The 26,676-nt window shown below is 64.3% G+C and carries 30 protein-coding genes; 12 read left to right on the top strand and 18 right to left on the bottom strand.

Annotated elements, in window-relative coordinates; genetic code table 11:
- Positions 1 to 8: 8 nt before the first annotated feature.
- Complete coding sequence (locus AC1DLO_RS16650; RefSeq protein WP_476890734.1) at positions 9 to 1,334, bottom strand: L-fuconate dehydratase; 1,326 nt, start codon at positions 1,332 to 1,334, stop codon at positions 9 to 11.
- A 144-nt stretch (positions 1,335 to 1,478) separates the two neighbouring features.
- Here AC1DLO_RS16650 and AC1DLO_RS16645 point away from each other — a divergent pair, with 144 nt between their 5' ends.
- Positions 1,479 to 2,390, top strand: a complete 912-nt coding sequence (locus tag AC1DLO_RS16645; protein ID WP_476890733.1) for a fumarylacetoacetate hydrolase family protein — start codon at positions 1,479 to 1,481, stop codon at positions 2,388 to 2,390.
- Complete coding sequence (locus tag AC1DLO_RS16640) at positions 2,387 to 3,136, top strand: SDR family oxidoreductase (protein ID WP_184741537.1); 750 nt, start codon at positions 2,387 to 2,389, stop codon at positions 3,134 to 3,136. Before AC1DLO_RS16645 ends, AC1DLO_RS16640 begins: the two co-directional genes overlap by 4 nt.
- A gap of 18 nt (positions 3,137 to 3,154) precedes the next feature.
- On the opposite strand, the gene AC1DLO_RS16635 is transcribed toward AC1DLO_RS16640, so the two are convergent.
- Complete coding sequence (locus AC1DLO_RS16635) at positions 3,155 to 3,775, bottom strand: TetR/AcrR family transcriptional regulator (RefSeq protein ID WP_476890732.1); 621 nt, start codon at positions 3,773 to 3,775, stop codon at positions 3,155 to 3,157.
- A 75-nt stretch (positions 3,776 to 3,850) separates the two neighbouring features.
- Between AC1DLO_RS16635 and AC1DLO_RS16630 the strand changes: the two genes are divergently transcribed.
- The 6 genes from AC1DLO_RS16630 (at position 3,851) to AC1DLO_RS16605 (ending at position 9,974) form a co-directional block, all read left to right on the top strand.
- The gene (locus AC1DLO_RS16630) at positions 3,851 to 4,927 is read left to right on the top strand and encodes a flavin-containing monooxygenase (protein ID WP_476890731.1); all 1,077 of its coding nucleotides are present in this window, start codon (positions 3,851 to 3,853) and stop codon (positions 4,925 to 4,927) included.
- A gap of 85 nt (positions 4,928 to 5,012) precedes the next feature.
- A complete protein-coding gene (locus tag AC1DLO_RS16625; RefSeq protein WP_476890730.1) occupies positions 5,013 to 6,332 on the top strand; it encodes an ATP-binding protein in 1,320 nt (439 codons plus the stop codon).
- Positions 6,333 to 6,455: 123 nt separating this feature from the next.
- Positions 6,456 to 7,115 (top strand): transmembrane-type terpene cyclase, encoded by a 660-nt coding sequence (locus AC1DLO_RS16620; protein WP_476890729.1) that lies wholly within the window; start codon positions 6,456 to 6,458, stop codon positions 7,113 to 7,115.
- Positions 7,116 to 7,118: 3 nt separating this feature from the next.
- On the top strand, positions 7,119 to 8,366 hold the full coding sequence (locus tag AC1DLO_RS16615; RefSeq protein ID WP_476890728.1) for a low temperature requirement protein A: 1,248 nt from the start codon (positions 7,119 to 7,121) through the stop codon (positions 8,364 to 8,366).
- Between the two features lie 175 nt (positions 8,367 to 8,541).
- A complete protein-coding gene (locus AC1DLO_RS16610; protein ID WP_476890727.1) occupies positions 8,542 to 8,781 on the top strand; it encodes a helix-turn-helix transcriptional regulator in 240 nt (79 codons plus the stop codon).
- Positions 8,778 to 9,974 carry a type II toxin-antitoxin system HipA family toxin gene (locus tag AC1DLO_RS16605; RefSeq protein ID WP_476890726.1) on the top strand — a complete coding sequence of 399 codons (1,197 nt, stop codon included), beginning with the start codon at positions 8,778 to 8,780 and terminating at the stop codon, positions 9,972 to 9,974. The genes AC1DLO_RS16610 and AC1DLO_RS16605 overlap by 4 nt, the downstream gene beginning before the upstream one ends.
- Before the next feature lie 95 nt (positions 9,975 to 10,069).
- Here AC1DLO_RS16605 and AC1DLO_RS16600 read toward each other — a convergent pair whose 3' ends face one another.
- From AC1DLO_RS16600 to AC1DLO_RS16540, 13 genes are all read right to left on the bottom strand, one after another.
- On the bottom strand, positions 10,070 to 10,462 hold the full coding sequence (locus tag AC1DLO_RS16600) for a hypothetical protein (protein ID WP_476890725.1): 393 nt from the start codon (positions 10,460 to 10,462) through the stop codon (positions 10,070 to 10,072).
- A gap of 54 nt (positions 10,463 to 10,516) precedes the next feature.
- A complete protein-coding gene (locus tag AC1DLO_RS16595) occupies positions 10,517 to 11,050 on the bottom strand; it encodes an HD domain-containing protein (RefSeq protein ID WP_476890724.1) in 534 nt (177 codons plus the stop codon).
- An 8-nt stretch (positions 11,051 to 11,058) separates the two neighbouring features.
- Entirely contained in the window at positions 11,059 to 12,186 is a 1,128-nt protein-coding gene (locus AC1DLO_RS16590) for a serine hydrolase domain-containing protein (protein ID WP_476914530.1), read from the bottom strand.
- Between the two features lie 35 nt (positions 12,187 to 12,221).
- Entirely contained in the window at positions 12,222 to 13,268 is a 1,047-nt protein-coding gene (locus AC1DLO_RS16585; RefSeq protein WP_476890722.1) for an NADP-dependent oxidoreductase, read from the bottom strand.
- Complete coding sequence (gene gluQRS / locus AC1DLO_RS16580; protein WP_476890721.1) at positions 13,269 to 14,177, bottom strand: tRNA glutamyl-Q(34) synthetase GluQRS; 909 nt, start codon at positions 14,175 to 14,177, stop codon at positions 13,269 to 13,271. It abuts the gene before it with no gap.
- A 365-nt stretch (positions 14,178 to 14,542) separates the two neighbouring features.
- Positions 14,543 to 15,133 carry a TetR/AcrR family transcriptional regulator gene (locus AC1DLO_RS16575; protein ID WP_184741507.1) on the bottom strand — a complete coding sequence of 197 codons (591 nt, stop codon included), beginning with the start codon at positions 15,131 to 15,133 and terminating at the stop codon, positions 14,543 to 14,545.
- 71 nt (positions 15,134 to 15,204) lie between these two features.
- Complete coding sequence (locus AC1DLO_RS16570) at positions 15,205 to 16,374, bottom strand: pyridoxal phosphate-dependent aminotransferase (protein ID WP_476890720.1); 1,170 nt, start codon at positions 16,372 to 16,374, stop codon at positions 15,205 to 15,207.
- Between the two features lie 110 nt (positions 16,375 to 16,484).
- Positions 16,485 to 17,294 (bottom strand): SDR family oxidoreductase, encoded by an 810-nt coding sequence (locus tag AC1DLO_RS16565; RefSeq protein WP_476890719.1) that lies wholly within the window; start codon positions 17,292 to 17,294, stop codon positions 16,485 to 16,487.
- Positions 17,295 to 17,405: 111 nt separating this feature from the next.
- On the bottom strand, positions 17,406 to 18,440 hold the full coding sequence (locus tag AC1DLO_RS16560) for a 5-oxoprolinase subunit C family protein (protein WP_476890718.1): 1,035 nt from the start codon (positions 18,438 to 18,440) through the stop codon (positions 17,406 to 17,408).
- Positions 18,427 to 19,209 carry a carboxyltransferase domain-containing protein gene (locus tag AC1DLO_RS16555; protein ID WP_476890717.1) on the bottom strand — a complete coding sequence of 261 codons (783 nt, stop codon included), beginning with the start codon at positions 19,207 to 19,209 and terminating at the stop codon, positions 18,427 to 18,429. Before AC1DLO_RS16555 ends, AC1DLO_RS16560 begins: the two co-directional genes overlap by 14 nt.
- 62 nt (positions 19,210 to 19,271) lie before the next feature.
- Complete coding sequence (locus AC1DLO_RS16550; protein ID WP_476890716.1) at positions 19,272 to 20,075, bottom strand: LamB/YcsF family protein; 804 nt, start codon at positions 20,073 to 20,075, stop codon at positions 19,272 to 19,274.
- A 129-nt stretch (positions 20,076 to 20,204) separates the two neighbouring features.
- Positions 20,205 to 21,554, bottom strand: coding sequence for an MFS transporter (locus tag AC1DLO_RS16545; RefSeq protein WP_476890715.1), 1,350 nt, complete (start codon positions 21,552 to 21,554; stop codon positions 20,205 to 20,207).
- 106 nt (positions 21,555 to 21,660) lie between these two features.
- The gene (locus AC1DLO_RS16540; protein WP_332602877.1) at positions 21,661 to 22,293 is read right to left on the bottom strand and encodes an RraA family protein; all 633 of its coding nucleotides are present in this window, start codon (positions 22,291 to 22,293) and stop codon (positions 21,661 to 21,663) included.
- Positions 22,294 to 22,560: 267 nt separating this feature from the next.
- On the opposite strand from AC1DLO_RS16540, the gene AC1DLO_RS16535 reads away from it, so the two are divergent.
- Entirely contained in the window at positions 22,561 to 23,019 is a 459-nt protein-coding gene (locus AC1DLO_RS16535) for an Lrp/AsnC family transcriptional regulator (protein WP_476890714.1), read from the top strand.
- 2 nt (positions 23,020 to 23,021) lie between these two features.
- Here AC1DLO_RS16535 and AC1DLO_RS16530 read toward each other — a convergent pair whose 3' ends face one another.
- Entirely contained in the window at positions 23,022 to 23,381 is a 360-nt protein-coding gene (locus tag AC1DLO_RS16530) for a hypothetical protein (protein WP_476890713.1), read from the bottom strand.
- 39 nt (positions 23,382 to 23,420) lie between these two features.
- Positions 23,421 to 23,876 (bottom strand): Lrp/AsnC family transcriptional regulator, encoded by a 456-nt coding sequence (locus AC1DLO_RS16525; RefSeq protein WP_476890712.1) that lies wholly within the window; start codon positions 23,874 to 23,876, stop codon positions 23,421 to 23,423.
- Positions 23,877 to 23,979: 103 nt separating this feature from the next.
- Between AC1DLO_RS16525 and AC1DLO_RS16520 the strand changes: the two genes are divergently transcribed.
- Together AC1DLO_RS16520 and AC1DLO_RS16515 are read left to right on the top strand one after the other, a co-directional pair.
- Entirely contained in the window at positions 23,980 to 24,615 is a 636-nt protein-coding gene (locus AC1DLO_RS16520; protein WP_476890711.1) for a LysE family translocator, read from the top strand.
- 60 nt (positions 24,616 to 24,675) lie between these two features.
- Positions 24,676 to 24,999, top strand: coding sequence for a hypothetical protein (locus tag AC1DLO_RS16515; RefSeq protein ID WP_476890710.1), 324 nt, complete (start codon positions 24,676 to 24,678; stop codon positions 24,997 to 24,999).
- On the opposite strand, the gene AC1DLO_RS16510 is transcribed toward AC1DLO_RS16515, so the two are convergent.
- Positions 24,996 to 25,997 (bottom strand): hypothetical protein, encoded by a 1,002-nt coding sequence (locus tag AC1DLO_RS16510; protein WP_476890709.1) that lies wholly within the window; start codon positions 25,995 to 25,997, stop codon positions 24,996 to 24,998. The genes AC1DLO_RS16515 and AC1DLO_RS16510 overlap by 4 nt on opposite strands.
- 198 nt (positions 25,998 to 26,195) lie before the next feature.
- Between AC1DLO_RS16510 and AC1DLO_RS16505 the strand changes: the two genes are divergently transcribed.
- Positions 26,196 to 26,669 carry a DUF4383 domain-containing protein gene (locus AC1DLO_RS16505; protein WP_184741519.1) on the top strand — a complete coding sequence of 158 codons (474 nt, stop codon included), beginning with the start codon at positions 26,196 to 26,198 and terminating at the stop codon, positions 26,667 to 26,669.
- Positions 26,670 to 26,676 lie beyond the last annotated feature (7 nt).

Raw genomic sequence — 26,676 nt, 5'->3', positions numbered from 1 at the left:
GATGAGGGTTATTGCTGGGGAGTCAAAGGAGTGGACCCCGAGGCCCACACGGGGCCATCGGGAAAGCTGAAATCGGCCAGCGTTCCGCCGACCATTTCGTTGCCGGCCCCCGGTGCGGAGGGCGGCCAGTAGCAGCCATCGTGCACATCCACCGGGGTGACGAAGTGCTTGTGCAGGTGGTCCACGAATTCAATCATCCGACCATCCTTGTCGCCGGAAACGGCCACGAAATCGAACATCGACAAGTGCTGAACGGCCTCGCAGAGACCGACCCCGCCAGCATGCGGGCAGACGCGGACGCCGAACTTCGCCGCGAGAAGGAGGATGGCGATGTTCTCGTTCACGCCCGCCACCCTCGCAGCGTCCAGTTGCAAAACCTGCAGGGATCCGGCCTGCAGCATCTGCTTGAACATCACGCGGTTCTGGACATGCTCACCCGTGGCCACGGGAATCGGGGCAACGCCCCGGGCAATGGCGGCATGACCCAGGACGTCGTCGGGGCTCGTTGGTTCCTCGATCCACGCGATGTCATAGGGCGCCAAGTGTGCCATCCAGTCAATGGCTTCCTGCACGTCCCAGCGCTGGTTAGCGTCCACCGCGATCTTGATGTCCGGGCCTACGGCATCGCGCGCCGTGCGGACGCGTCTGATGTCGTCCTCCAAGGAGGCCCCCACCTTGAGCTTGATCTGTCCGAAGCCGTCCGCAACAGCTTCCTTTGCCAGACGCACAAGTTTGTCGTCGCTGTAACCCAGCCAGCCCGGCGTCGTGGTGTATGCGGGGTAGCCTTCCGCAAGAAGCGCTGCCCTGCGGACGGCGCGCCCCGGTTCCGCCGCACGCAATATTCCGATCGCGTCCTCGGGAGTGAGGGCATCGCTGAGGTACCGGAAGTCCACGAGCGCCACGATCTCCTCGGGGCTCATTCCGGCTAGAAGTTCCCAGAGAGGGAGCCCTGCCCGCTTCGCCTTGAGGTCCCAGAGTGCGTTGACGACCGCGCCGATCGCCATGTGCATGACGCCCTTTTCAGGGCCGAGCCAGCGGAGTTGGGAATCGTGGGCGAGGAGCTTCCACGTGCCACCCATGTCGCCGAGCAGCTCCTCGACGTTGCGGCCCAGGACGTGGTGGCGGAGTGCTTCGATCGCCACGGTCTCAACCTCGTTGCCACGCCCGATGGTGAAAACGAAACCGTGGCCCTCGTGGCCGTCACCGGCGTCGGTCTTGATCACCAAATATGCCGCCGAATAGTCCGGGTCCGGATTCATGGCATCCGATCCGTCCAACTCCTGGGAGGTGGGAAAACGGATATCGAAAGTGTCCATCGCGATGATGACGCTCATTGTGCTCCTTGCTTGGCAGCAGGTCGTTTACTGGGAAGAGCGTAAACATCCGATGTCTGCATTGTCAATGGGTCACATTTCCGTATTATGGAGAGCAACAGCAGACTAGAGCTCGGATGTTAAAGCCAGAGCACGGAGGAAGACATGAACATGAAATTCGCCCGGCTGGGCACTGCCGGAAATGAAAAGCCGGTTGTCATCGCCCAAGACGCCAACGGCACCGAAAAATGCTTCAGCCTTGACCCGCTGACGAAGGACATCAACGGAGAGTTCCTCGCCACGGACGGCATCATACGCACCGGAGAAGCCCTCATGGCCGGGAATCTGCCCGAGATTTCGGCCGAGGGACTCCGGATCGGTTCACCCATCGCCCGCCCTGGCAACGTCATCTGCATCGGCCTCAACTACACCGCGCACGCAGCCGAGTCCGGGGCCACGCCACCGGAATCGCCCGTGGTGTTCCTCAAGCCGAGCAACACGGTCAGTGGCCCATTCGACGCCGCGCCCATCCCGCCGTCGTCGGAAAAGTACGACTGGGAAGTGGAACTCGGAATCGTCATCGGGCGCGAAGCGTCATACCTTTCCGGCACGGACGAGGCCGCGGAGTGCATCGCGGGCTACGTGGTCGCCAACGATCTCTCCGAGCGCGACTACCAGCTGCCCGGCGCAGCGGGCCAGTGGACCAAGGGCAAGTCCCTTCCGCAGTCCACTCCCCTGGGCCCGTGGCTTGTTCCGGCGGACCAGCTCGACGCCGGTCACCTCGGCTTGCGGACGTGGGTCAACGGTGAGATCCGCCAATCGTCGGACACATCGGACATGATCTTCGACGTCCGCACGGTGGTCCACCACCTCAGCCAGTACATGGTCCTGGAGCCCGGCGACGTCATTCTCACGGGCACGCCGGAAGGCGTGGCGCTCTCCGGCCGCTTCCCGTACATCCAGCCCGGCGACGTGGTGGAGCTTGAGGTAGAAGGGCTCGGCCGCCAGCGACAAGAGTTCTACCGGGCGCGTACAGCGTCGCTCGCATCGGTAGGCACGGACAAGGCCACGCGGTGAGCACCGAGTTCGAGGGGCTCGTGGCCTTGGTCACCGGTGGTGCCTCGGGCATCGGCGCAGCCATCGCGGACCGCCTCGCAGCCGGCGGCGCCCAGCTTGCCGTGCTGGACCTCAACCCGTCCGGAACACCGCATTTCGGCGTCGAATGCAACGTGGCCGACGACGCCTCGGTGCGTGCCGCCGTCGACGCGGTCGTCCGGAAGTTCGGCCGCCTTGACGTTGTGGTCAACAACGCGGGGATCGGCGCCCAAGGCGATATTTCTGCGAACGACGACGACGAATGGCTACGCGTGCTCGACATCAACGTGGTGGGCATCGCCCGCGTCAGCCGTGCGGCCTTGCCGTATTTGCGCGAGTCTCCTGCGGCGGCGATCGTCAACACGTGCTCCATCGCCGCGACCGCCGGGCTGCCGCAACGGGCACTGTATTCCGCGTCGAAGGGCGCTGTCTTGTCGCTGACGCTCGCCATGGCGGCAGACCATGTCCGCGAAGGAATCCGCGTCAATTGCGTCAACCCGGGCACAGTGGACACCCCGTGGGTGAACCGTCTCCTGGATTCCGCCGCAGACCCCGCAGCTGAGCGCGCTGCGCTTAATGCCCGCCAGCCACACGGTCGGATGGTGGACCCAGCTGAGGTGGCCGGCGCCGTCGCCTACCTCGCGAGCCCGCTGTCCGGCTCGACGTCGGGCACGTCCTTGGCGATCGACGGCGGCATGCAGGGATTGCGGTTGCGACCGGTGGGGTAGGGCTGTCAAGAAGGGTCCCTAGGCGAGCGCCGATTTCAGTGCCACGTGAACCCAATCCCTGTACTGCTCCGGTTCCCAGCCGAAATCCAGCACGAGCGATTTGAAAGTGTCCGGGTGCCCGAGCGACCAGATCACGGCGGCAGCCTGCTCGTCGCTCATGCCCGAGGTCAGTGCTCCGCGTTGCCGCAGCGCAGCCGCGGCTTCGGCATAGTTCCGCAGCCGACGCTCTGCCCGGTCCCTGAGCACCTTGGCGGCCTCGGCGTCTACGGCGGATGCCTGCCTCATGACGCTGAACAATTCGCTGCTCCGCGGATGCACCTCGGCGAACCAGTCGGCCAACAACGCAAAGACCGCCCCGGCGTCGGCGGCTGCGATGGTCCTTGCGCGCATGATCTCCGTGGCTGACCGCGGGGTGTCCGGGCCTGCGGCGGTTGCGTCCACCACGGCCGACAGCAGCGCCGCCTTGTTGCCCACTGAGTTGTAGATGGTCTGGATTGCTACGCCAGCTTGCTCCGCAATCGCCCCGATAGTGGTGGCCACGTACCCTTTGCTCAGAAACAACTGCCTCGCGGCCTCCACCACGGCAGCCTTGGTTGCGACGGCTTGGGCCACTCGCCTGTCATTGCGCCGAATCTCCACTGAAAAAGAATAGCATTCTAATGACTGGAATGTTATTCTAATGACGCCAGGATTCGCACCTCGGGAGGCTTCGCGATGGACAGCATTGAGCCAGTGGACACGATGGTTATCGGCGCCGGGCAGGCAGGTCTCGCCACGGGATTCCATCTGAAGAAACGCGGCCAGGACTTCCTGATCTTGGATTCACAGGCCCGCATTGGCGATGTGTGGCGGAACCGTTGGGATTCCTTGCGGCTCTTCACGCCGGCGCAGCACGACTCACTGCCTGGCCAACCATTTCCCGCAGCTCGGGGCAGTTTTCCAGCCAAAGACGCCATGGCCGACTACCTTGAGGATTACGCCAAGAACTGGGAGCTCCCGGTAAGTCATGGTGTCCAGGTCACCGGCGTCGAGCGCGAGGACGGCAAGTTCAAACTCCAATCAAGCACCGGATCGTTCCTGGCCAAGAACGTGGTTGTCGCAACCGGCGCCAATGCGCGGCCGAAGATTCCGGCAGGAGCGGGGGAACTGGATCCCGCGATCCACCAACTTCACGGAGCGGAGTATTCCAACCCGGAGGCCATCCCACCCGGAGCTGTCCTTGTGGTCGGTTCCGGGACTTCCGGGGTCGAAATCGCCGTGGAACTCGCGTCCTCCCACCGCACGTATATCGCCGGCACTCCGCCATTCCACGTCCCGGGCCCGGTACTGCGCTACGCCGGCGGGCTGTGGTGGTTCATGATCCACCACGCACTGACCCGATCCACACCGATGGGCCGCAAGGTCGCAACCGACTTCACCCAGCATGGCGCACCACTGATCCGGACCTCCGTCAAGGAACTCGAGGTCGCAGGAGTGACACGTCTCCCCCGGCTCGCTGGCGCCCGGGACGGCCAACCCCTGCTACAGGATGGCAGGACGCTACCTGTGGCCACCGTGATGTGGGCAAGCGGATACCAACCTGACTTTGGCTGGATCCGCGGCCTTCCCGAGGACGAACACGGCTGGCCCGCCACCTCTCGCGGCGCCGTGGAACAGCTGCCAGGGCTGTTCTTTGTGGGCATGCCCTTCCAATATGGACTGACCTCGGGCCTCGTAGGCGGTGTCGGCCGGGACGCGGAACACGTAGCAGGACTCATCGCCAGCCGGGCCACCAGAGAATTGGCGACGTAACGCAACGCCCGCGCAACCCCGCTCCGCCGCCGGTTCGCCTATGCTCAACACCAGGCAATCGATGGCGATCCACCAAGGAGCAGGCATGAGCAATTGGCGCATCAGGGACTTCCACTCGTCGGATATGGACGGCATCCTGCACCTTTGGGAGTCGCTCAAAGCGGACAACGTGGATCCCGTCTACGCGCTCTCCGAGGTGCTGGCGTCGTGCCAGAAGGACCACGCCGTCGTGGCGGTGCAGGGCGACCAGGTGGTGGGCGCCGCCGTCGGACGCGCGGCCCATGACCAGGGATGGATCGTCTTCCTAGCCACGCTGCCCGAGTTCCGCGGACGCGGGATCGGCACTTCGCTACTGGCCGCCGTCGAGAATCGAATGGCTCCGCATGGCCTCAACAAGCTCTCGGCACTCATGCCGGAAAGCGAAACCCGCGTGGAAGCGTTCCTCGGCCGCGGTTTCGTGGTGAAGAAGAACCTGCGCTATTTCGAGCGGACCATTCCGGTGCAGCGCCAGGAGCTTGAGCCGCTGAGCCTGCTGGGCGGCCGGATCCTCGCCCGCGACCTGTGGGAAAACGTCGCCGGCATGCGGCGCGAAAAGGAGCTGCTGGAACGCCGCCTGGTCCTGCCGCTGGCCGAGGCCGACCTTGCGGACGAATACGGCGTGGTGCCGCCGCGCGCCGTCGTACTGTTCGGTCCTCCCGGTACCGGCAAGACGACGTTCGCCAAGGCAATTGCCTCGCGCCTTGAGTGGCCCTTCGTGGAAGTCTTCCCCTCACGCCTGGCCGCCGATCCGAAGGGCCTGGCAGGCGCGCTGCGCGAGACGTTCCTGGAAATCGCCGAACTGGAGCACGCCGTGGTGTTCATCGACGAGGTCGAAGAGATCGCGTCCCAGCGGTCCGGCGAGCCGCCGTCGCCGTTGCAGGGCGTCACCAACGAGCTCCTCAAGATCATCCCGGCTTTCCGTGAACAGCCTGGCCGCCTGCTGGTGTGCGCCACCAACTTCATCCGCGCCTTGGACACCGCTTTCTTGCGCCACGGCCGCTTCGACTACGTGATCCCCATCGGCCTGCCCGACGTCCACGCCCGCGAGGCCATGTGGCAGCGATTCATCCCGGCCACGGTGGTGGACTCGGTGGACGTGGGATTGCTGGTGTCACGGACCGAGGGCTTCTCCCCCGCGGACATCGAATATGCGGCGCGCAGTGCCTCCCAGCGCGCTTTGGAAAAAGCGGTTTACACAGCGGACGCTGTCGGCGCGTCCGCCGGGGGACGCGCACCGGCGTCGAACGGGCGCAAGGGACCGGTCACGCAGGACTACCTCGACGCGATCGCCGATACCCGTACCACGGTCAGCGACGAGGTCCACCAGGACTTCCTCGAGGACATCGACGTGTTGGGTCGCGTGTAGCAAGTCCCGTTTCGGCCGCCCGCCCGCCAATTCGCCGGAAGCGCGCGGACTCGCCGGAAGATTCCGGCGAACGGGAGGGCTTCCGGCGAAATGGGCGGGGGAGCCTGAGGACGAGGAGGGTCCATGGTGTTGTTTCTGACAATCCTGAGCGGGGTCGCTTGGACAACGGTCTACATTTGCGCGATCCTGGTCGGATTTCGCCACAAGAGCTACGCCATTCCGGCAGCAGCCCTCGGCTTGAACATCGCGTGGGAGTCCATCTACGCGGTCCATGCGCTCAGCACGAGAATCTCCGTGCAGGGGGTCATCAACATTGCCTGGGCGTTGGCCGACGTCGTGATTGTGTACACCTTTCTTGCGTTCGGCAGGCGGGAACTTCCCGGGTTTGTCACACGGCCGCTGTTCATCGGATGGGCGGTTCTGCTGGGCCTGGCATCCTTCGCCGTGCAGTGGCTGTTCATCGCCGAGTTCGATTGGGATCCCGCATCGCGGTACGCCGCATTCCTACAGAATCTCCTGATGTCCGGCCTGTTCATCGCCATGTTCTCAGCCCGCCGGAGCCTGCGAGGCCAATCCATGGTGATCGCCGTGGCCAAGTGGATCGGGACCCTCGCGCCCACCATCACTTTCGGTGTGTTGGAGAGTTCACCGTTCATCCTGGGCATCGGCGCCCTCTGCAGCGTCTTCGACTTGACGTACATCGGGCTGCTGTTGTGGGCCAAGAGGAACCCCGGGATGCTCGCCCGGGACCGGGACTCCGGGGGCCTCCCGGCGGTACCCTGAACCATGTCCATGAATCCACTGCGCCATGCACTGTCGCGCATGGGCGGGCGCGATCCCCACGAGCTCCATCGCACGGCCACACCTCTGGAGCTCTTCTTTGATCTGACGTTCGTCATCGCCTTTGGGGTTGCTGGTAGCCAATTCGCGCACGAGCTGGCAGAGGCCCGTTTCGGTTCCGGGTTGATGGGCTTCACCTTCGCGATGTTCGCCGTCATGTGGGCCTGGATCAATTTCTCGTGGTTTGCCAGCGCCTACGACACTGACGACTGGGTTTTCCGGGTTGTCACCATGGTGCAGATGGTGGGTGTACTCATCCTTGCCATGGGTATCGAACCGATGTTCCACTCGCTCGCAGAAGGCCACCGTGTGGACAACTCCACCATGGTGCTGGGCTACATCATCATGCGGTTGGCGCTGGTGTTCCAGTGGCTGCGCGCGGCAAGGCAGGATCCGGAGCGCCGACGTGCTTGCCTCACCTACGCGAAGTTCCTGGTGGTGGCGCAGATCGGCTGGGTGGCGGTGCTGATTGTCCAGGCAGACATCCTCACGAATTTCCTCATGGCTGCCCCGCTCTTCCTGCTGGAAATGGCCACCCCGTACATCGCCGAGCGCAAAGCCAAGACGCCGTGGCACGCGCACCACATCGCGGAACGCTACGGACTCCTGGCCATCATCGCCTTGGGTGAGTGCCTCATTGGCGCAATCGAAACCCTTCGCGCGATCGTGGCCATGCATGGTTGGTCCGTTGATGCCGCCCTTGTGGGCCTCGGCGGAACAGGACTGGCCTTTGCAATGTGGTGGATCTACTTCATCCTCCCGTCCGGCCACGCCCTGCATTACCAGCGACACCGGGCATTCGCCTTCGGTTACGGCCATATGTTCATCTTCGGGTCCATCGCCGCCACCGGCGCCGGCCTTCATGTGGCTGCCTTCTTCATCGACCACGAAGCCCACATCAGCGCCGCTGCGGTAGTGGCCACGATCGCCGTCCCTGTGGCCCTGTTCAAGGTGGCCCTGAGTTCGCTGTACGGTTACTTACTGGGTTTCGACCCCACCCTCATCGGCGTCACAGGCCTTGTGGTCGTCTTACTCTCCGCAAGTGTGGGTTTGGCTGCCCTGGGTGTCTCCGTTCCTGTGTGCATGATGGTGATTGTGGCGGCGTTGGCAATCTCGATCGTGATCGACGAAAAGCGCGGGGCCGCACGCCGAGAAGCAGCGCTGGAGAGACTCAAGGCTAGGCCGGTAGGGTAGCCGATTCACGGGTTTGGCCACACTTGACCGGCACGAACGTACCGATTCCCACCCAGCAACCCTTGATTCGCGCCCCAGCAGGGCGGAAAATGGAGAAACCGGCACGAACGTGCCGGAACGCGACCCCATGAACGTGCACGCAGGAACGTGCACGGAACACTCAGGAAGGGTGGACATGTCCCCTCAGGAATTCACCGAGTCCCTCGGCGCCAAGGTCCGTGCGCGCCGCGCCTCCCTGAGCCTGAGCCAGTCCGACCTCGCAGACCTCGCCGGCGTCTCGGAGCGATTCGTCCGTTTCGTGGAGCAAGGAAAGACGACGGTCCAGCTGGAACCGCTCCTGGCCGTGCTTGGCACTCTAGGCTTTGAACTCACGGTGAAGGCCGCGAGCAGCCGGACTGCAGACAGCCAGTCATGACATTCCACCGCATCGCCGACGTCTACAAGCAAGGAGTCCTGGCTGCCCGGATCGAGCGGCAAGAAGGCGGCACCAAGTTCAGCTACTTGCCGCGGTACCTCGAATCAGGCGGTCCCGCCGTGGCCACCACCCTGCCGCTGACGCAAGAAGCGGTGTTCACGCCGAGCGGCGCCGTTCCGCCCTACTTCACCGGCCTCCTGCCGGAGGGCCGCCGGCTGAACTCCCTCCGCAGGGCGGTCAAGGCCAGCGCCGACGACGAGCTCGCGCTCCTGATGGGCGCCGGAGGGGACGCCGTGGGCGATGTCCAGACCGTCCCCCACGGTGAGCCGCCCACGGAGGGAGGCTCCGCCGTCGTACTCGATTCGAAGCTGCCGCTCGACTTCGATGCCCTGCTCGGCGATTCTGGCCTCATCGATCCTGTGGCATTGGCGGGTGTGCAGGACAAGTTGTCGGCCGGGATGATCTCTCTCCCCGTGGCGCAAGCCGGCAAGCGCTTCATCCTCAAACTCAATGCACCCGAGTTCCCGTTCGTCGTGGAAAACGAGTTCCTCATGTTCCGTTATGCACGCAGGCTGCGGATCCCTTTGAGTGCCGTCCAGTTAGTGCACGACGTCGGTGGGCGGGCCGGGCTGCTCGTGGAGCGTTTCGATCGGCTCACCGGAGCCGACGGCACCGCGGTTCGTCTCGCCGTCGAGGACGGGGCCCAAGTGCTGGGACTGTATCCGGCGGACAAGTACAGCGTGCCTTTCGGCGAGGTGTGCACGGCTTTGGCGTCACACTGTTCTGCGCCCCTGCCGGCCGTGCGGAATCTGGCCATCCAGCTGGCCTTCGCCTGGCTCAGCGGCAACGGCGACCTCCACGCCAAAAATGTGTCCATGGTGCAATCGCCGCAGGTCGAGTACACCATCGCCCCCGTCTACGACATCCCGTCCACAGTTGTCTATGGGGACAAGACGCTCGCGCTGGGCATCGGCGGGAAGAAGAGCGGCATCTCCCGGAAGCACTTCCTTGCCTGGGCCGGGAAACTCGGGCTGACCGAGCGCGCGGCGGAGGGGGTCCTGCAGATCGCCCTCAAGGCGTCGGGCCCGCTCATCGCAGACCTCGACGCCGGAGCCTCACCTTTCGGGGCGGCGCAGACCAGGGACTGGGTCAAGGAACTCAAGCATCGCCGAAGGTTGATGAGCGGGGACTAGTCCGCCTCGCCGTGCGGCTCTTTCAAGCTGGCTGATCCTTCAGCTCGTCGGCCACGAAGAAATGCAGTGATTCCGGCTCGTAGTCCCCGGCAATCTCATCCCAAGGGTTGCCGGGGGTCATGGCGGAGGGCGCCAAGGGTGGTTTCGAACGGATCACCGCTGGAAAGCGCATCCTGGCCGGCCCTCAGCAGCCAAAGGTCTTCGTTCCATCGCGCCGCAAGTGCCGCATTTTCCCAAAGGAGTACACACTCCAAGGTGAGCCTTTCTGCCGCGAGTGTCTTGACGTCACTGCCACGGAAGAACCGCAACTCCGCCTCGAACCCACCCAACTGCGATAGATGCTTCAGGATCGGGTATCGCTTCAGCCTGGTCTCTGACTTATTCGTCACCGCGCTGAACGAGCGGATAAAGAGGTGGGCCGCCACGACGGCGGGCTCGGCCGCTTCAACTTCCGCGAATCCGCCAAACACCGGTTCAATACGTTCCATCCCACGAGTCTATGAGGACTAGACGAATTACGTGAGGGTTGCGCAGGCCATATGCTAGTCCGCCAACCGGTCCATCTCGGACAGCAGATCCGGGTTGATGCGTTGCAGGACCAGGTGGATTTCTCCCCGTGGCACAGCTTTGTAGAGCACTTCCCGGGCGTCTGCGTAGCGCGTGGTGGGCGCCTTGTCAGGCCATTTCTCGGCGAGCGCCCGCACCCGCTCGGGCACGGAGTTGTGGGCGTTACAGGCGATCTTGACCAGCGTGGCGTCATGGTCCTGCGCGATATGCAGAATGACAGCCTCATCGCTGTCCGGGTCATCCTGGAAGCGCCGCGTTACCCGTTCGATAATAGCCACGGCGCGCTCCGAAACACCCATGTCAAGCAACGCCTGCTTGGTGATGGGGGTGTCCTTGGCGATGTCGTGCAGGTAGCCTGCGATCCGGACGTCGTCATCGAAATCGGCCAGCGCATCCCCTACCGCCAGCACGTGCTCACGGTGGGGCCGCTTGAGCTTGTCCTTCTGGCGGTTGTGCGCCACCTCGGCAAGGACCATGGCTGTTTCAACGGTGAATCTCGGTTCGGTCATGCTTTATCCTACTGAGCCAGCTCGTTGATTGCCTTCCGCACAGCGGCACTCAGCTCAAGGTTGCGGCATCCGGCTCCGCCCGGCTCGGCCTGCTGCGGCACGTACCCGAAAGCGAGCTCATACACGGGGTCCGCGAACCCCAAAGATGCGCTGGCGCCGTCGTGCCCGAACGCCCGGTAGCTGCCATACGGCGAGCGTGCATGCGATTTCATGAACACCGTCCCGAAACAGCTGGTCTCGCCGAACACCCGGTCGATGCCGAAGACCTGTTCGGCCGTGACAGTCTGGATGGTCTCCTCGCTGAGGAGGGGCGCGACGGCGGGACGGCCGCCGTCGGGGGCAAGTCCGGTGAGCGCCGCAGCGTAGACGCGGGCCATGCCTTCGGCGCTGGCAACGCCGGCGGCAGAGCTCATGCCAGCCGCCCGGACCTCGCGGATATTGGGCAGGTCCAGGATGTCACCCACCACTGAGTTGGCCGAAAGGCCGAAATGGCTGGCGGGGTCGGTCCAGGACTGGGAGGGGTCCGCCGTCCAACGGAGGGTGGAGTAGCGGGGCTCCTCGGAGTCAGGAAGCCCCAGGAAGAAGTGGGCTCCCGTGATCGAGCGGATCCGCTGTTCGTAGATTTCCTGGAGGGTGGAGCCGGTGATCCGGCGGCACAGCTCCTCCATGAAAACGCCGATGGTCAGGGCGTGGTAGCCAAAAGCGGTCCCGGGCTTCCAGAGTGGCCGTATCTGCGCGAGTTTGGCGGCGGCCAGTTCGGAGTTCGCGTATTCCGCCAAAGTAAGACCGCCCTCAACGCCCAACAGTCCTGCCTGGTGGGAGAGAAGCTGTGCCACGGTAATCGTGGCTTTTCCTTCGGCACCGAATTCCGGCCAGTACTTGACCACTTCTGCGTCGAGATCCAGTCGGCCGTCCTGGACCAACAATGCGATGACCAGCCCGGACACGCCCTTGGAGCAAGAGAAGACTCCAGTCACGGAATCCGGGCGGCGGTGCGGCCCACCGCTGATGTCCAGCACTTTGACGCCGCGGTGGTAGGCCGCGAGTTGGGCTGAATACTCCGGGTCCTCGTTGAGGTATCGGCCAAAGAGTTCGGCGACTTGTTCGAATCCAGGGGCAATCGTCTGTGCATCCACCCGGACAGCCTAGTCCCCGCCGCGCCCTAACCTCGCTACGCTCGGCCAGGGAACCCAGCAGCGTTGGCCCAGCCGCGGGTGTCCATGGTCACCACGATCTTGCCCTTCGCGCGTCCCTGCTCCAGTGCGGCGAAAGCGTCGGCGATCTTTTCGAGTGGATACGTACTGTCCACTACCGGTTCCACCTTTCCCTCGGACACGAGGCGTGCGAGGAATTTCAGGTCCTCGCCGCTAGGGTGCATGAACAGGTAGCGGTACTTGACCTTCGCTTCCCGGGCACGGCCCCGGATTCCGAAGCTTGCGGCCCAGAACAGCGCGGCCATCCAGGCCGGGGCGTCGAGATCTTTCAAGGCTGTCTGCGGTTCGGGCATCCCGGCGATGCTGACCACTTTGCCGCCCGGCTTGAGGATCTTGAACGCCCGCTCCAGTGTCTCCCCGCCCACCAGGTCCAGGGCGGCGTCGAAGCCACTGAGGACTTCGGTGAGGTTTTCCTTCGTATAGTCGACGACGGCGTCCGCCCCGAGCCGCCGCACCAACTCTTCTCCGCGGGCAGAAGCAGTCGTGGTCACCTCGGCGCCAAAGTATTTGGCCAGCTGGATAGCGAGGGTTCCCACCCCTCCTGCGCCTCCGGAGATGAACAGCTTGGTTCCGGGCTTGACCTTGAGTTCGTCGCGCAGTGCCTGCAAGGCGGTGAGCCCGGCCAGGGGAAGGCTCGCGGCCTCGGTGTAGCTGAGGGACCTCGGCATGAGAGCCACAAGATCCTCCTGGACCGCGGCGTGCTCGGCAAAGGCACCTAGTAGGGCTTTGTCCACGCGGGTAAACACCCGATCTCCCGTGGAAAAGCGCGTGACGCCAGGTCCCACCGCTTCCACGATCCCGGCCAGCTCACTGCCGGCCACCAAAGGCAACCTCGGCCTGGTGATCACGCGCACGGCACCTTCGCGTTGTTTGTAGTCCACGGGGTTGAGGCCTGCGGCAAACACCCTGATGAGGACCTCGCCCGGACCGGCAATCGGCTTGGGGACGTTCTGCAGCTCCATTGCGTCGGCACCGCCGTAGCGGGTCAGCACATACGCGAGCACTTAGGCTCCTTTCCGGAGAGTTGATTGATGGTGGCCGTTCCACACCCACGGCTTGCGGGGCAACCTGGCCGGATCAAAACTGTCCAGGACGTCACCAAGGGGCACTCCTGGCAGCCCGAGCGATTCGAGGATCATGTCCCGTACCTCCCCGGCAGACAGCCCGACGGCGGCAAGGTCGCCGAGCGTCACGGCGCCGTCGCGCTTGGCCAGCCGGGCGCCGTCGCGATTCAGTACCAAGGGGACATGGGCGTATTCCGGCACGGGCAACCCCAGCAACGAGGCCAGATAGGCCTGACGGGGTGTGGAGGACAAGAGGTCGTCGCCGCGGACCACTTGGTCCACGCCTTGCTGCCCGTCGTCCACCACCACGGCCAAATTATAGGCCGTAACGCCGTCGTTCCGGCGGAGCACGAAGTCATCCACCATGCCCGTGTAGGGCCCGTGCAAGCGGTCGTCCACAATCCATTCGTGAGTCTCGGAACGGAGCCGTATGGCAGCCGGTCGAGAGGCCCGGCGGATCTCACGTTCCGCCGTCGAAAGGTTCCTGCACGTCCCCGGGTAGGCGCCTTGCGGAGCATGCGGGGCGGACGGAGCTTCCTGGATCTCGCGCCGCGTGCAGAAGCATTCGTACGTGAGTCCTGCCGCGGTGAGCCGTTCGATGGCGGCGTTGTAGAGCCCGGCACGGTCCGTCTGGCGAACGACGACGCCATCCCAAGTCACGCCGACAGCTTCCAAGTCCCGGAGCTGGACTTCCTCTGCACCGGCGCGCGCACGGTCGAGGTCCTCCATGCGCATCAGGAAGTCGCGGCCCGTGGAACGCGCGAAGAGCCACGCGAGCACTGCCGTGCGCAAGTTGCCCACGTGGAGCTCGCCGGAGGGGCTCGGGGCGAAGCGGCCGGCGGAAGTCATGGCACAAGACTATGCGGCGCCGGGCGTGCCTGCGTACTCTGATTCAACACCATGCCGGCAGCACAAGAGCCCCTCAGCTACCGCAACGCGTTCGGTGGCTCAGGGGCTCTTATGGTGGTGCCAGCACTTGGCCGACGGGGTGCGGAAAGACAATGCGTGAACAAGAGTCAATCAGCGGCTGCGTCCTTGCGGGACGGCGTTCCGGGGGCCGGGTGGTGTACCGGGGATCCGTAGCCTGCGGGGTCCGGCGGTAGCCTTTCCCCTCGTTGCCACAATTTCAACAGGAACCCTGCAGTTGGCGCAACGGGCTCAATTGACACTGGTCAATCTGACCATTTCCTTGACAGAAGATGGACAGGAGATGATCACTTTGCCGGAGTTGGCTCGGTAGCGGCCCACGCAGCCATGGCGCCCCGAAGCGCGGCACAGAGCTTCGTGGACACCTGGTCTTTGTCCAAGCCCACAGTGTTGAGCAGATCGAAAATTTCTCGGGGGTCAAAGAGGATGTTCCACAGGAACATGGCTTCGTCCCCCAGGGGCGGGAGGCCGAGTTCCTCGCAAGCCTCGCGAAGTGGCCGCTCCAAGGCCTCGGCCTGGATGGTCAGGTAGTACGCGCCGGAGCGAAGACGGGCCAGGTATCCCTCGCCGGAGCGGGTGTGAACCATGGAACCACCATGCTTGATGACGAGGCCCACCCAGTGCCGGCTGACGCTCTCCAGCAGTTCCACGCCGGACGTAGTCTGGGCAACGCTGAAATCGCGCAGCTTCTCACCAACACCAAAGCGGAACGCGGCCAGCACGTCCTCCACCGAGGCGAAATGACGGTAGGCCGTTGCCGGAGAGATCTCGGCTTCGCGAGCGATGTCCGTCATGCTCACCGGGCCCTTGGCCTTGGCGAAGAGCTTCCCGGCGGCCCGCACCAGTTGGCGGCGGTTGCGTTGGGTGTCGCTGCGCATGGGCGCCCCCTTCCGTGTCAGATCCCAGCGTAGCGCCTGAGCGGCAGGCGCTACGCTGGCCACGTCGGAACTCACCGGAGCTCGGCCAGTCCGGCCGCCAGCCGCTCCACGCCGGTGGTGATCGCCTCCGAGCTGGCGGCGTAGGACAAGCGCAGGTGGAACTCGCCGTTCCGGCCGAATTCACTTCCGGGACGGACCGCTACCCCGTGGTTGCGCAAGTGCGCCACCATCGCAGCGGCCGGCAGCTCGACGTCGTACTTGGGGAAAAGGTAGAACGCACCTTCCGGCGAGCTGACCGTCAGGCCTGGAATCCCCTGGAGGCCGCTGGCCATGAGTTCCCTACGCAGGGCGTAGGAAGCGTGCATCCGCTCGATGTCCGGCCCGCACGTCTTGAGGGCAGTCAATGCGGCGTACTGCACGGCCTGGTTCATGGAACCGTTGAAGGTGTTGTGGACCCGCGCGGCGGAAGCGATGACGTCGGACGGACCCCAGAGGTAGCCCACGCGCCAACCCGTCATGGCGTAGCTCTTGGAGAAGGTCTGGCAGTAGATGGTCCGGCCGGCCAGGGCTTCGATTTCCAGGGCCGAGGTGAAGGGTTCGGGCGTGTAGACAAGATCGCTGTAAGCCTCGTCGGAAAGGATCAAGGTGTCGGTTCCGGCCACCATGTCTGCGAGGGCTTCGAGTTCGCGGCGGGAGTGCACGATGCCGGTCGGGTTGGAGGGGTTGCAGAAGACGAACATCCTGGCGTTTTCAAGCGCGGTGGCCAGCGCCTCGAGGTCCCAGTGCAGGTCATCGGCCAGCGGCACCGGCACCGTGATGCCCCCGGCCATGCTCACGAGATCCGCGTACAGGGAATAGGTGGGGTCCGGGATGACCACTTTGTCGCCCGGGTTGACGACTCCAAGGATCGCCGCTGACAGGCCGGCGGTGCCGCCTTGCGTGATGAGCACGTCGCCGGGGCTGGCCACTCCGCCGAGGAGCTGGCCGATACGGGCAGCCAGCTCCTCGCGAAGCACCAGCTCGCCAAGCAACGGCGAGTAATGGGTGTAGCCGTCCTCGAGGGCGCGGGCGGCTGCCGCACGGACCTGGGCCGGGGTATCGAAGTCCGGCTCGCCCATGGCCAAGGAGACGAGGTCACCTTTGGATTGGGGCTGCTGCACGCGCAGCGATGTGCGCTGGATGCGCTGCACCGCTTCGGAGGGCTGGAAATCGGCGACGGCGGTGGCTGGCTCGTGTGTCATGAGGGTCCTGATCTGGGTGGTGGCTGAGGTTGTTTTGGTGGTCGCAGTTTTGGGGCCGCGCCCACTTGTAGTTGCCCCGGGGGGCCGCGCGTAGTGCCTGCGGGCTTTCATCACTGGGGCGCTTCGTGGGTGGGTGATTGCTCAGCAGGAGCTCCGGCCCAGCGGCTGATCTCGATGTCACCGGAGGTGTCCCGCTGGAAAGTGGGAGCGATGATCAACTCCTGGACTACCGTACGCTGCGGAAGCGTGGCCACCATGTGGATGGCGCGGGCCACATCTTCGGGCTGGACCATGGCATCCCTTTCCTCTGTGCGGGGCGGGCGGGCACGGTTGTCCAAGATGGGAGTCGCCGTTTCGCCGGGGAGGATGGTCACTGCACGCAGTCCGTCGTTGCGGAACGTGTTGTGAAGGTAGGTCATGAAGTTCCGGACCGCGGCCTTGGCTGCGCCATACGCGGCGCCGCCCAAGAGGTTGGGGTTCACGGCTGCGAGCGAAGAGACCGTAATGATGGTTCCAGTTTTGCGGGCCAGCATGTCCGGAAGGACTGCTTGGCTGAGAAGGTAGACGGCGTTGAGGTTGACGTCCAGGACGTCATTCCACTCCTGCTGACTGATCCAGCGAACGTTGAGGACCTTGCTGGAGCTGCCTGCGTTGTTGACAAGGATGTCCACCGGGCCCAGATTCACGTGGACCCAGTCCAGCAGCGCGTCTACATCGTCTTTGGAGGTGATGTCCGCGGCCCGGGCAACGGCGCGGCCGCCGTCGGCAACGATTTCCGCGGCGAGTTCCTGCAGCACGCCTTCACGCCGCCCCACCAGCACCACCGTGGCACCCTCCGTCGCCAGCAGGGCCGCCGTCGAGCGTCCCATGCCGGTACCGGCGCCGGTGATGATCGCGAGCTTGCCGTCCAGAAGTCCCATGGTTTCAGTTCCTTGCGTTCTTGCGTGAATCACTTGAGATGCTCATCACATATGAGAAGAGTTTCTCATTTTAGAGGATGGGGGTCAAGTGGTTTCTCCGGGAACTTCGAGTCACGCCGCGGCAGGACTCGGCGAGGCCTCGGAGATTGCGGAGACGGGGAGCCCGACGGCGGTGAACAGGGCGTGCACGCGCTCTTCCAAATGCGCCAAGCCGCGCTGCTGTTCGCGGTATTGCTCCACCGCTTCGGCGTTGCTGATCCAGCGGAAGGTCATCTTCCGACCGGGGCTGGCCTGGCCCAGCATGGACAGGGAGGCTTTGACTGCGACCGCCACGATCGGGTAGCCGGCGGTGAGCGTCCGTGAGCGACCCAGGATGATGAGCTCATCGCCATGCGGGATTTCGAAGGCTCCGATCGGCACTCCGTGGGACACGATTTCCCCAAGCCCCTCGGGATGCACCACCGGCCCGTCCAAACGCAGGCCCACGTGGTTGGATTTGGCGCCCACGGTGTAGTGGCTGGAGCTGAGCAGCTTTCGAATGCCGGGCGTCCGGCCCGTTTCGGGGCCATCGACGACGTCGATAGTCCACACCTCCGGGCTGAAGTCCGGCACGGGAACAGGCAGCCGGAATAGAGGCTGGGTCAAGAACGGATGGGTGAATCCGCGGTACCGGCTGTGGAGGGTGAGCGTCTGGCCGGGAGCGAGCTGTTGCGGGAAACCCATCCGGGATTCCGGCGCGGCGCTTCCCATGAAGCGGGCAGTTTCCAGATACCCGCTGAAGGCCAAGTAATTCCGCATTCCGCCGCTGGCCTTGGAAAGCACAACCCGGGCTCCGGCAGGAAGACAAAGCGGCTCCCACATGGCGACCGGATCCCCGTTGACCGTGACTTCCGCGGGAACCCCGGTCACGGCGCACATCACGTCGTCCGTCGCCGTGAACGCAAAACGTCCACCCATGATTTCCAGGCACGTGGACTTGCGGCTATTTCCGACCAGGATATTGGCCGCGGCCGCGGAGTGCTGGTCCGCCGCGCCTCCGCAGGGGACACCCATGAACTCGGAATTCTCGCGGCCCAGGTCCTGGAAAGTGGACAGCCAGCCGGCTTCGCTTACCTTGATGCCGATCGCACGCTCAGGGAAGGTCACGGTGGCCCCCTTCCTGCCTGCTGGCCGCGCTAGCCCGCAGGAATTGGCCTTCGAGCCGCGCCCATTGGCTCTCCGGAACCAACTCGAAGCGCACCAGATCCCCGGGCTTGTAGGACGTGGCGGGATCTTCGCGGATGTCGCAGATGGTCAGCGGAGTCCGGCCGATCACCTTCCAACCGCTCGGCCCGGGGAACGGTTGGATGATGGCATTGGTACCGGCCACCATCACGGATCCGGGTTCCACATTGGTCCGCGGCTCGACGCAGCGGCTCACCTGGCCCGGGAATTGCACGCCGCCCATCATGGGGGCCATGGCCGCGGCCAGCAGGTTGATGGTCAGCACTGAGGATGAGAACTGCTGCAGGACCGCCTCCGGACTCAGGCCCAATTCCTCGGCCACACCCCGAAGGTCGGGAGAGAATTCCTCGCTGACCACCATCGGGATGACAAAAAGTGATTGCGAGGCGCTAGCGACTCCCGGTTCCAGGCCTTTACCGGCAACTGCCAAACGAATGGTCTGCGCTAACTGTTCGTGGGTCGCGGCCAGGCAATCGAACTCGACCAACAAGGACTCAACACCGGCCACGATATCCAGTACCCCGTGTGGCCGCACCTCCAGCAGCACATCGCGGAGCCGGCTGCTCGCCGCCCGGCGGAAGTCGGCGTCGTCGTTCTTGACCCTGAGCATGAGGGCTGAATCGCCGAACGGCTCGGCTGCCAATTCGGGCGGGTGGAGCAACCGCTCCGCGGATGCTGTATGCGTGGTCATGAGTCCTGCTCGGTGGTACGGGTGATGGATCCGGGTGTTGCTCAGTTCAGACAGTGGCCGGTTCAGACGGTGGCGAGCCGGGCCTTTTCGGCGAGAACTTCCTGGAGTCCGGTGGCTTTGATGCCCGCCTTGTCCAAGGCCGCGCGGAGGGCGGTGCCGTTCTGGAGGACCTGCGGGTGGTCGCCGTGGAGGAGGACGACGTCGGCATCGTGCCCGAGCGGGACCACCTTGCCGGTGACGGCGCGGACTGTTCCTTCGGTGACGACCTGGACCACGCGGCGGCCGATTTCCTCAGGGTCGTGCAGGAGCGCGCCTTCGGTGTTGCGGGAGACTGGCATGCCGTCTTCGCCGTAGCCCCGGTCCGCCAGGAAGACGTAGCCCACTTCGAGTCCGCGCTTGCGGGATTCATCGGCCAGGAGGCCGTTCTGGCAGATCACGATGTAGGAGGGGTCGTAGGCCTTGATGGCATCGGTGATGGCTCGGGCGTGCTTGGCGTCGGTCTGGGCGATGCTGCCCATGCGGCCGTGCGGGGCCACGTGGCTGATCTTGCCGCCGTGGATACGGGCGAACGCGTCCAGGGCGCCGATCTGGTAGAGGACATCAGTGCGGATTTCTTCCTCGCTGGCCTCGATCAGGCGGCGTCCGAAGCCCACTAGGTCCGGGTAGCCGGGGTGGGCACCGAGTTCGATGCCGCGCTCCACGCAAGCCTTGACGGTGGCATCCATGACCCGCGGATCGCCGGCGTGGAAACCGCAGGCGATGTTGGAGGCGGTGACGAGACCCAGGAGGGCGTCGTCGTCGCCGATCGTGTAGTTGCCGTAGCTTTCGCCGAGGTCTGCGACGACGGCGACTGAATTGATGCTCAAGGTGACTCCCGGTGGTTCTGTCTGTGTTCGTTACTAAGGGTTCGACGGCGGCGGCTGCCGTTTCGGTGGCGGGCGGCTGCCGTTTCGGTGGCGGGCGGCCGCCGCCGTCGGGGTTCTGGTGGTCCGCTACTAGTGCGTCTGCAGGGGCTGGCCCTTGGTTTCCTTCAGGAAGTAGACCGAGACGAGCGTGATGATGGCCGTGCCGATCGAGGCGTAGGCGGGAACCATGCTGTTGCCGGTGGCTTTGATGAGTTCAGTCATCACCAATGGTGCGCTGCCGCCGAAGATGATGGTGCTGATGCTGAAGCCGATGCTGTACGCGCTGTAGCGGACCGTGGTGGGGAACATTTCGGTCAACACGGTGTGGACGACGGCGGCGTGGCCGGAGAAGGCGATGGCCATGACTACCGTGGCAACGCAGGCAAGCGGCATGTTGCCGGTGGTGATCATGGCAAACATTGGGTACGAAACCAGTGCCATGAGCACGGCGGAGAGAGCCAGCACCGGCTTGCGGCCGATCCGGTCGGAAAGGCGGGCCATCAGCGGGATCGCGATGATGATCGCCACCAGGCTGACCGCAGTGACGAGGAGCGCCTGGAGCATGGTGAAGTTGTTGCTTGCACCCAGCTGGGTCTTCAGGTACGTGGGCATGTAGGCGAACAGGAGGTAGTAGCCGGGGCCGTTCAGCGCGGGGAGGAAGATGGTCAGCGCGATGGCTTTGAGGTGGCGCTTGGACGTGAAGACGGTGCGCAGCGGGTTGCGTTCCACCTCGTTGCGCTCACGTAGTGCGGCGAAGTGCGGGGTGTCTTCCATCTTGGAGCGGATGTAGAAGCCGACGTAGCCCAAGGGCAAGGCGAAGAGGAACGGGATGCGCCACGCCCAGGATTGCATGGTCGAGTCGCCGAGGGTGGTGATGAGGCCGGCGGAGAGGGCGCTACCGAAAAGCAGGGCGCAGAAGGAACCGACCGCGATGAAGCTCATGGAGTAGTTGCGGTGCTTGTTATGGGCGTATTCGCCCACGAACGCCATGGCCCCTGCCACTTCGCCGCCGGCGGAGAAGCCCTGAAGGATCCGGAACAGGATCAGCAAGGCCGGAGCGGCCCAGAAGATGACCGAGTAGGACGGGATGAGGCCGATGCAGGCGGTGGCCCCGGAAATGAGGAGCAGGAGGACGGCGAGCAGGTTCTTGCGGCCCAGCCGGTCACCCAGAAAACCACAGATGACGCTGCCGAAGGGGCGGGCCAGGAAGCTCACCAGGAAGCCGACGTTKGTCAGGAGTAGGGAGCCGACGTCCTTGGAACCCATGATGTTCATGGCCAGATACGTGGTCAGCAGGCCGTAGATGCCGTAGTCGTACCATTCCACGAAGGAACCCATGGTGCCGGCAAAGGTTGCTTTGCGCACCATCCTGCCGTCAGCGGTTACGACTTTGATTTGAGCGGTGTTCAGTTCCACTGAGTCCGTCGATTGCTTTGTCATGGTGGGTGCTTTCAGTCTATGAGGGGGCTGGGGTGGGAGAAAGCCTGGGCCCCCGTCGGCAGGGTTCCCTGGCCGAAGCGGAGCGAGGCTAGGGGGCCGATGGGGACTAGCTGTACTCGCGGGTTATTTCCGCGGTCATCTCGGCCTCGTGCGCGGCCACGGCGATGACTCGTTCCAGGATTTCGGCGGCACGGGCCTGGGGGATGATCACGACTCCGTCGTCATCGGCGGCGACGATGTCGCCTGCCGAGCAGACGATGCCGCCGATTGCTACGGGTTCGCCGATGACTCCCGGGCCGTTCTTGAACGGACCGGCAGGGGTGACTCCGCGGGCAAAGACGGGGAACTTGATTTCGGTGATGGTGGCGCGGTCGCGGATGTAGCCGTCAATGATGGCTCCGGTGGCGCCGGCGGCTTCGAAGCGCTGGGACAGCTGCTCACCCACCAAGGCACGGTGTTCATGGCCGAAGCCGTTGATCACCACCACGTCACCAGGCTGGATGTAGTTCAGCGCTTCGATGACGGCGGCGTTGTCTCCCGCGGCACCGAGGACGGGGAGGGCCGAGCCGACGCAGCGGGCGCCTTCCCAGACCGGGCTGATTCCGCCGTCGACGATTCCGAGCCGCTCCATGGCGTCACCGATGTTTGCTACGGGGAACGCTTCGAACGCGCGGACCAGTTCGCGGGGCGGCCGGGTCCATGATGCGGTGCGGACGGTCAGTTCGAGTGTTGTTGCCATTTTCTTCGCCTTTGGTTTCTTCCCAGGAGCCGGCGCTTTGGGCGTCGATCGTCTTGAGACGTCAATCACATATGAGAAGAGTTTCGCGTTTTAAATTCACGCCGTCAAGGGTCTCCCGTTACGGGCATGTAAATGATTCGCAACCATGGCTCGCTGGCGACGTGGTTCCATTGACGGGCCACTCGGCAGGGATTGTGCGGGAGAATGGGGTTCGACTGGACATTCTGACCAGTCGAACCTTCGGCGACCAGGCAGAAAGCGGCAGCGATGCAGGAATTGGATTCAACGGACAAGCGGATCCTTGCCGCGCTCGACGACGATCCTCGTGTCCCGATCATGGTTCTCGCCCAACGCCTGGGCTTGGCGCGCGGGACGGTCCAGTCGCGCCTGGAGCGGATGACGGCGTCGGGCGCTTTGCGTCCGAACAGCAGCCGAGTCCTGCCCTCCGCGCTAGGTCGCGGAGTCGCGGCAGCAGTGAGTGCGGAACTGGATCAGAGCCGGCTGAACGAGGCGATCGCGGCCCTGCGCGACATTCCGGAGGTGCTTGAATGCCATGCGCCAGCCGGAGACACCGACCTCATCATCCGGGTGGTCGCCACAAGTCCGGACGATCTATACCGGGTATCCGAAGAAATCAGGCTATGCCCGGGGATCGTGCGCACGTCCACCAGCATGTTCCTGCGTGAGGTGATTCCGTACCGGACGACAGGGTTGCTGCGGGGGTGAGCTCATATCTGGAAGAAGTGGTTTCTTCGGGGTTCCCGGTTCCGGGCCGTGTCCAGCCCGGCTGCGGCGACCACCTTGAGATAATCCAGGGCGCGGGAGAGTTCCTCCACCCCGGACGCGAACGCGACAGCCTCCTGAAAACCGGGCGGCCCGACGTCGTCGGCCGCCTTTTCGGCCAACGACCTCACTACCGCCACGGCCCTGTCCAAAGCAGCCTGCCGACCGCCTCGATCGCGCGGATCCACCAACGCTAGCCCGCCCGGGACCGCGGCAAAGCGCGGAGCACAGGCATCACGGGACACTCCGAAAAGCCCGCCGGACGCAAGGCCCTGCCGGGTGTCGAAGTATCCGATCGCTTCCATGGAAACACTCTGCCAAGAGGCTCCGACATTTAACCGAACTCAGACCGGCGGTCCCGCGTTCGACTTCAGGTTCTTCATCACCAACGTCGAATTGAGGCGCTCGACGGCGGGAAGTGCCGAGAGTTGGTCATCGTAGAAGCGCTGGTAGGCCGGGAGATCGGCGGCGATCACGCGGAGGAGGTAATCCGGCGAGCCGAAGAGCCGCTGGGCCTCGACGATGTTCGGAATGGCCGCCACGCGGTCTTCGAACTCCGACATCGTGGCGCGGTCAGCCTGCCGCAGGGTCACAAATACTATCGCCTCGAATCCCAAGCCGATGGCCGCTGGATCAATGTCCGCGCGATAGCCCCGAATGACGCCTGAAGCCTCGAGATCCCGCAGCCTTCGATGGCACGGAGCCACGGTCAATCCCACCTTGGCGGCGAGCGCAGTGGCAGTCATTCGGCCATCCTCTTTGAGGTGGCGCAAAATAGTTCTATCGATTCCATCAATCACGCAAATATCTTACCGAAATCATGGCAAGTCTGGCTAATAATGGGAACACTTACGGGCGGATTTTCCCTAAAGTTCATGGTGTAACCATCAGCCAGGAGCCACCATGAATCCCCAGCTTTTCATCGCCTTCGTCATTGTCGCCGTCACCTTGGCGTGCACCCCGGGCGTCGATTGGGCGTATTCGATTGCCGCAGGCCTGCGGCAGCGCAGCTTCCTCCCCGCCGTAGCCGGCCTGTGCAGCGGCTACGTGCTGCACACGGCCCTCCTGGTGGCCGGACTCGCAGCCCTCTTGACGGGAGTTCCGGGACTTCTTGGCTGGCTGACGATCGCGGGGGCAGCGTATTTGCTCTGGCTCGGAGTGAGCACCATACGCTCGTGGCGAGGCGCAAGCTTCAGTGCGGATGACGCCGTCGGGCAGTCCCGAAACCAGTTGCGCACCTTCCTGCAAGGCATGGGCACCAGCGGCATCAATCCCAAGGGTTTGCTGTTCTTCCTCGCTCTGGTGCCGCAGTTCGTGAGCCCGGAAGCGTCATTGCCCGTACCGGTGCAATCAGGCGTGCTGGGCCTCACGTTCGTCTTGTTCGTCGGCATCATTTACACGGCCGTGGCGCTGACCTCGCGAAAGCTCCTGCAGTCCCGGCCTGCCGCCGCACGCGTGGTGACTCTCGGCAGCGGCATCATCATGGTGGGACTCGGCGCCGTTCTGCTCGGCGAACAATTACTTCCGCTGCTCCGGTGACGCTGCCGCCGGGCCAGATCACTCTGGCGTTCTTCGCCGGTGCGCCCTATGGTCGGCTTCATGTCCAATGACTTTTCAGCGCTCGTGGAGTCCTTTAAACAATTCGGCGTGTCGAGGGCCTACGGACCTCCCCTACAAATCGGCGGTGAGGAACTGATCCCGGTGGCGCTGGTGTCCTTTGGGTTCGGAGGGGGCGGCGATGGAAGCAATGCTGCCGGCGGTGGCGGCGGCGGTCTCGTGCTCCCCGTGGGGGTTTATGCCCGCAACAGCAAGGGCCGGGTGACATTCCAGCCGAACACCGTGGTTGTCATGGCCATGCTGCTACCACTCGTCGGGGCTGCGGGGGTCTTCATTCGCGGAGTCCTCCGCGCGCTTCGGGCTTAGTCGCCCGGTTCGCCGAAGTCCTTGTTCCACAGCCGGCGCACCTCGACGTCCTTGCGGATCCCGTCGACGGCCTCAAGGCTGGCCTCCTCCTGCTTGCCAGGCTTTCGCCGCACGACCACCCGTGGAAGAGGAGGCCGCGAGCCAGGTGCCCTCCACCTAACCTCAAGCATCGACAGGGCCCGATCCGTGAGGGCGTCATTGCGCAAGGCGAGGCTGGTCTTTTTCCTCCGGAGCACCTCTGCCAATGCGACCTGGGCCGCTGCCCGCTCCCCCAGCGCCCGGAGCGCCTGCGCCCGTATCAGGAGCAACGCGGCCGAGAGGTCGTCCGCGTTGCGGAGCCCGTCAGTCCAGGCGACGACGTCGGAATGCCGCTCGAGTGCGGCCGCCGCAGTGCAGCGGGCCAAGGCGGAGGGCAACGACGGGGGCAGGCTGGCCAGGATGTCGAGGGCTTCCGTCGTCTGGCCCGTCTCCCGAAAACAGTGTGAGAGGGCGAGGAACACCGATTCCTCGCTGAACAGCACCGAAACGTCAATCCGCTCAGCCACCTCGACCCGGGTGACCACCCTGCCAAGGTAGCTGCGGGAGAACTGGCTGGCGGCGTCGTCGATCCGTATGGACAAGCCCCGCTGCAGCAGTTCCGATGCCCGCAGATATCCACCGTGCTTGTAGGCAAGCAGCCCTGCAATCACGTAGCACAAGCCCGCCCAACCGGGGTAGGCACGGGCCAGGGTGATGAGGCGGTCCGGTTCGGTGCTGGTGAAAATGGCGTCGTACACCGACTTGGCGGTCTTCCCGGCCAGCCGCTTGAGCTTGGGAACGTCCCCGGCGACGTCGATCCGGCCGGCGGCTTTCCCTTTCAGGACACCGGCAATCGCGCCGCTCAAACCCTCGGCCAGTCCACTCACCGAGGTGCGGACATGTCCGTCGCGGAACGGTGTGATGTCCCTCGTGTCGCCGAAAATCGCTCCTTGGGTGCCGGGAAATGATGGCTCACTCACGGTTGCCCCGTGATCGCAGGACAAAGCGTCGCAGAATTGGGCATCACAGAACCATGCTAACCGCGCTTTGTCCCACCCCTTCCCCTCTATTTCCCGGGTTTTCGGGAGTAAGATATCCTCGTCGGCAGGGTTCCGACTCCTTGCCGCGATGCGGCCCTCCATTTGAAGGGCCGATCGGAATCGTGATCGGGAGGAGCTATGACCACTGCTTCACACCCCGCGCAGCACCACCACGTGATGGGGCTGACGCTGCACAACACAGCACTGGGTTTGGGCTGGGTTTTCCTGGCTGTTGGCGTCTTGGGATTCATCCCGGGCATCACCAGCAATTACGGCGCCATGACCTTTGCAGGACATGATTCGGGCGCCATGCTTCTTGGAGTTTTCCAAGTATCCGTCCTGCACAATATTGTCCATCTGCTATTCGGCGCGGCAGGCCTGTACTTCGCGAGGACTGGGAGGATGGCCCGCGGTTACCTCATTGGCGGCGGCGCAATCTACCTCGTCCTGTGGATTTATGGCCTCATCACCAGCTCGAACATGAGCGCTGACTTCGTGCCTATGAACTCCGCGGACAACTGGCTGCACCTGGTTCTCGGCGTTGCCATGGTAGGTCTTGGCCTCTGGCTGGGGCGGGACGCAAGAGAGGAGACGAAGGGCCGCGCCATGTAGCGCACCC

The sequence above is a fragment of the Arthrobacter sp. 01T419 genome (assembly GCF_056398865.1).
This window is presented reverse-complemented; position numbering and strand designations above follow the sequence as displayed.

Excerpts from the sequence above, each read along its gene's own strand:
- AC1DLO_RS16650 (WP_476890734.1), bottom strand. The coding sequence starts at position 1,334 with ATGAGCGTCATCATCGCGATGGACACTTTCGATATCCGTTTTCCCACC.
- AC1DLO_RS16645 (WP_476890733.1), top strand. The coding sequence starts at position 1,479 with ATGAACATGAAATTCGCCCGGCTGGGCACTGCCGGAAATGAAAAGCCG.
- AC1DLO_RS16630 (WP_476890731.1), top strand. The coding sequence starts at position 3,851 with ATGGACAGCATTGAGCCAGTGGACACGATGGTTATCGGCGCCGGGCAG.
- AC1DLO_RS16625 (WP_476890730.1), top strand. The coding sequence starts at position 5,013 with ATGAGCAATTGGCGCATCAGGGACTTCCACTCGTCGGATATGGACGGC.
- AC1DLO_RS16620 (WP_476890729.1), top strand. The coding sequence starts at position 6,456 with ATGGTGTTGTTTCTGACAATCCTGAGCGGGGTCGCTTGGACAACGGTC.
- AC1DLO_RS16615 (WP_476890728.1), top strand. The coding sequence starts at position 7,119 with ATGTCCATGAATCCACTGCGCCATGCACTGTCGCGCATGGGCGGGCGC.
- AC1DLO_RS16610 (WP_476890727.1), top strand. The coding sequence starts at position 8,542 with ATGTCCCCTCAGGAATTCACCGAGTCCCTCGGCGCCAAGGTCCGTGCG.
- AC1DLO_RS16605 (WP_476890726.1), top strand. The coding sequence starts at position 8,778 with ATGACATTCCACCGCATCGCCGACGTCTACAAGCAAGGAGTCCTGGCT.
- AC1DLO_RS16600 (WP_476890725.1), bottom strand. The coding sequence starts at position 10,462 with ATGGAACGTATTGAACCGGTGTTTGGCGGATTCGCGGAAGTTGAAGCG.
- AC1DLO_RS16595 (WP_476890724.1), bottom strand. The coding sequence starts at position 11,050 with ATGACCGAACCGAGATTCACCGTTGAAACAGCCATGGTCCTTGCCGAG.
- gluQRS (WP_476890721.1), bottom strand. The coding sequence starts at position 14,177 with ATGACTTCCGCCGGCCGCTTCGCCCCGAGCCCCTCCGGCGAGCTCCAC.
- AC1DLO_RS16575 (WP_184741507.1), bottom strand. The coding sequence starts at position 15,133 with ATGCGCAGCGACACCCAACGCAACCGCCGCCAACTGGTGCGGGCCGCC.
- AC1DLO_RS16570 (WP_476890720.1), bottom strand. The coding sequence starts at position 16,374 with ATGACACACGAGCCAGCCACCGCCGTCGCCGATTTCCAGCCCTCCGAA.
- AC1DLO_RS16565 (WP_476890719.1), bottom strand. The coding sequence starts at position 17,294 with ATGGGACTTCTGGACGGCAAGCTCGCGATCATCACCGGCGCCGGTACC.
- AC1DLO_RS16555 (WP_476890717.1), bottom strand. The coding sequence starts at position 19,209 with ATGACCACGCATACAGCATCCGCGGAGCGGTTGCTCCACCCGCCCGAA.
- AC1DLO_RS16540 (WP_332602877.1), bottom strand. The coding sequence starts at position 22,293 with ATGGCAACAACACTCGAACTGACCGTCCGCACCGCATCATGGACCCGG.
- AC1DLO_RS16535 (WP_476890714.1), top strand. The coding sequence starts at position 22,561 with ATGCAGGAATTGGATTCAACGGACAAGCGGATCCTTGCCGCGCTCGAC.
- AC1DLO_RS16530 (WP_476890713.1), bottom strand. The coding sequence starts at position 23,381 with ATGGAAGCGATCGGATACTTCGACACCCGGCAGGGCCTTGCGTCCGGC.
- AC1DLO_RS16520 (WP_476890711.1), top strand. The coding sequence starts at position 23,980 with ATGAATCCCCAGCTTTTCATCGCCTTCGTCATTGTCGCCGTCACCTTG.
- AC1DLO_RS16515 (WP_476890710.1), top strand. The coding sequence starts at position 24,676 with ATGTCCAATGACTTTTCAGCGCTCGTGGAGTCCTTTAAACAATTCGGC.
- AC1DLO_RS16505 (WP_184741519.1), top strand. The coding sequence starts at position 26,196 with ATGACCACTGCTTCACACCCCGCGCAGCACCACCACGTGATGGGGCTG.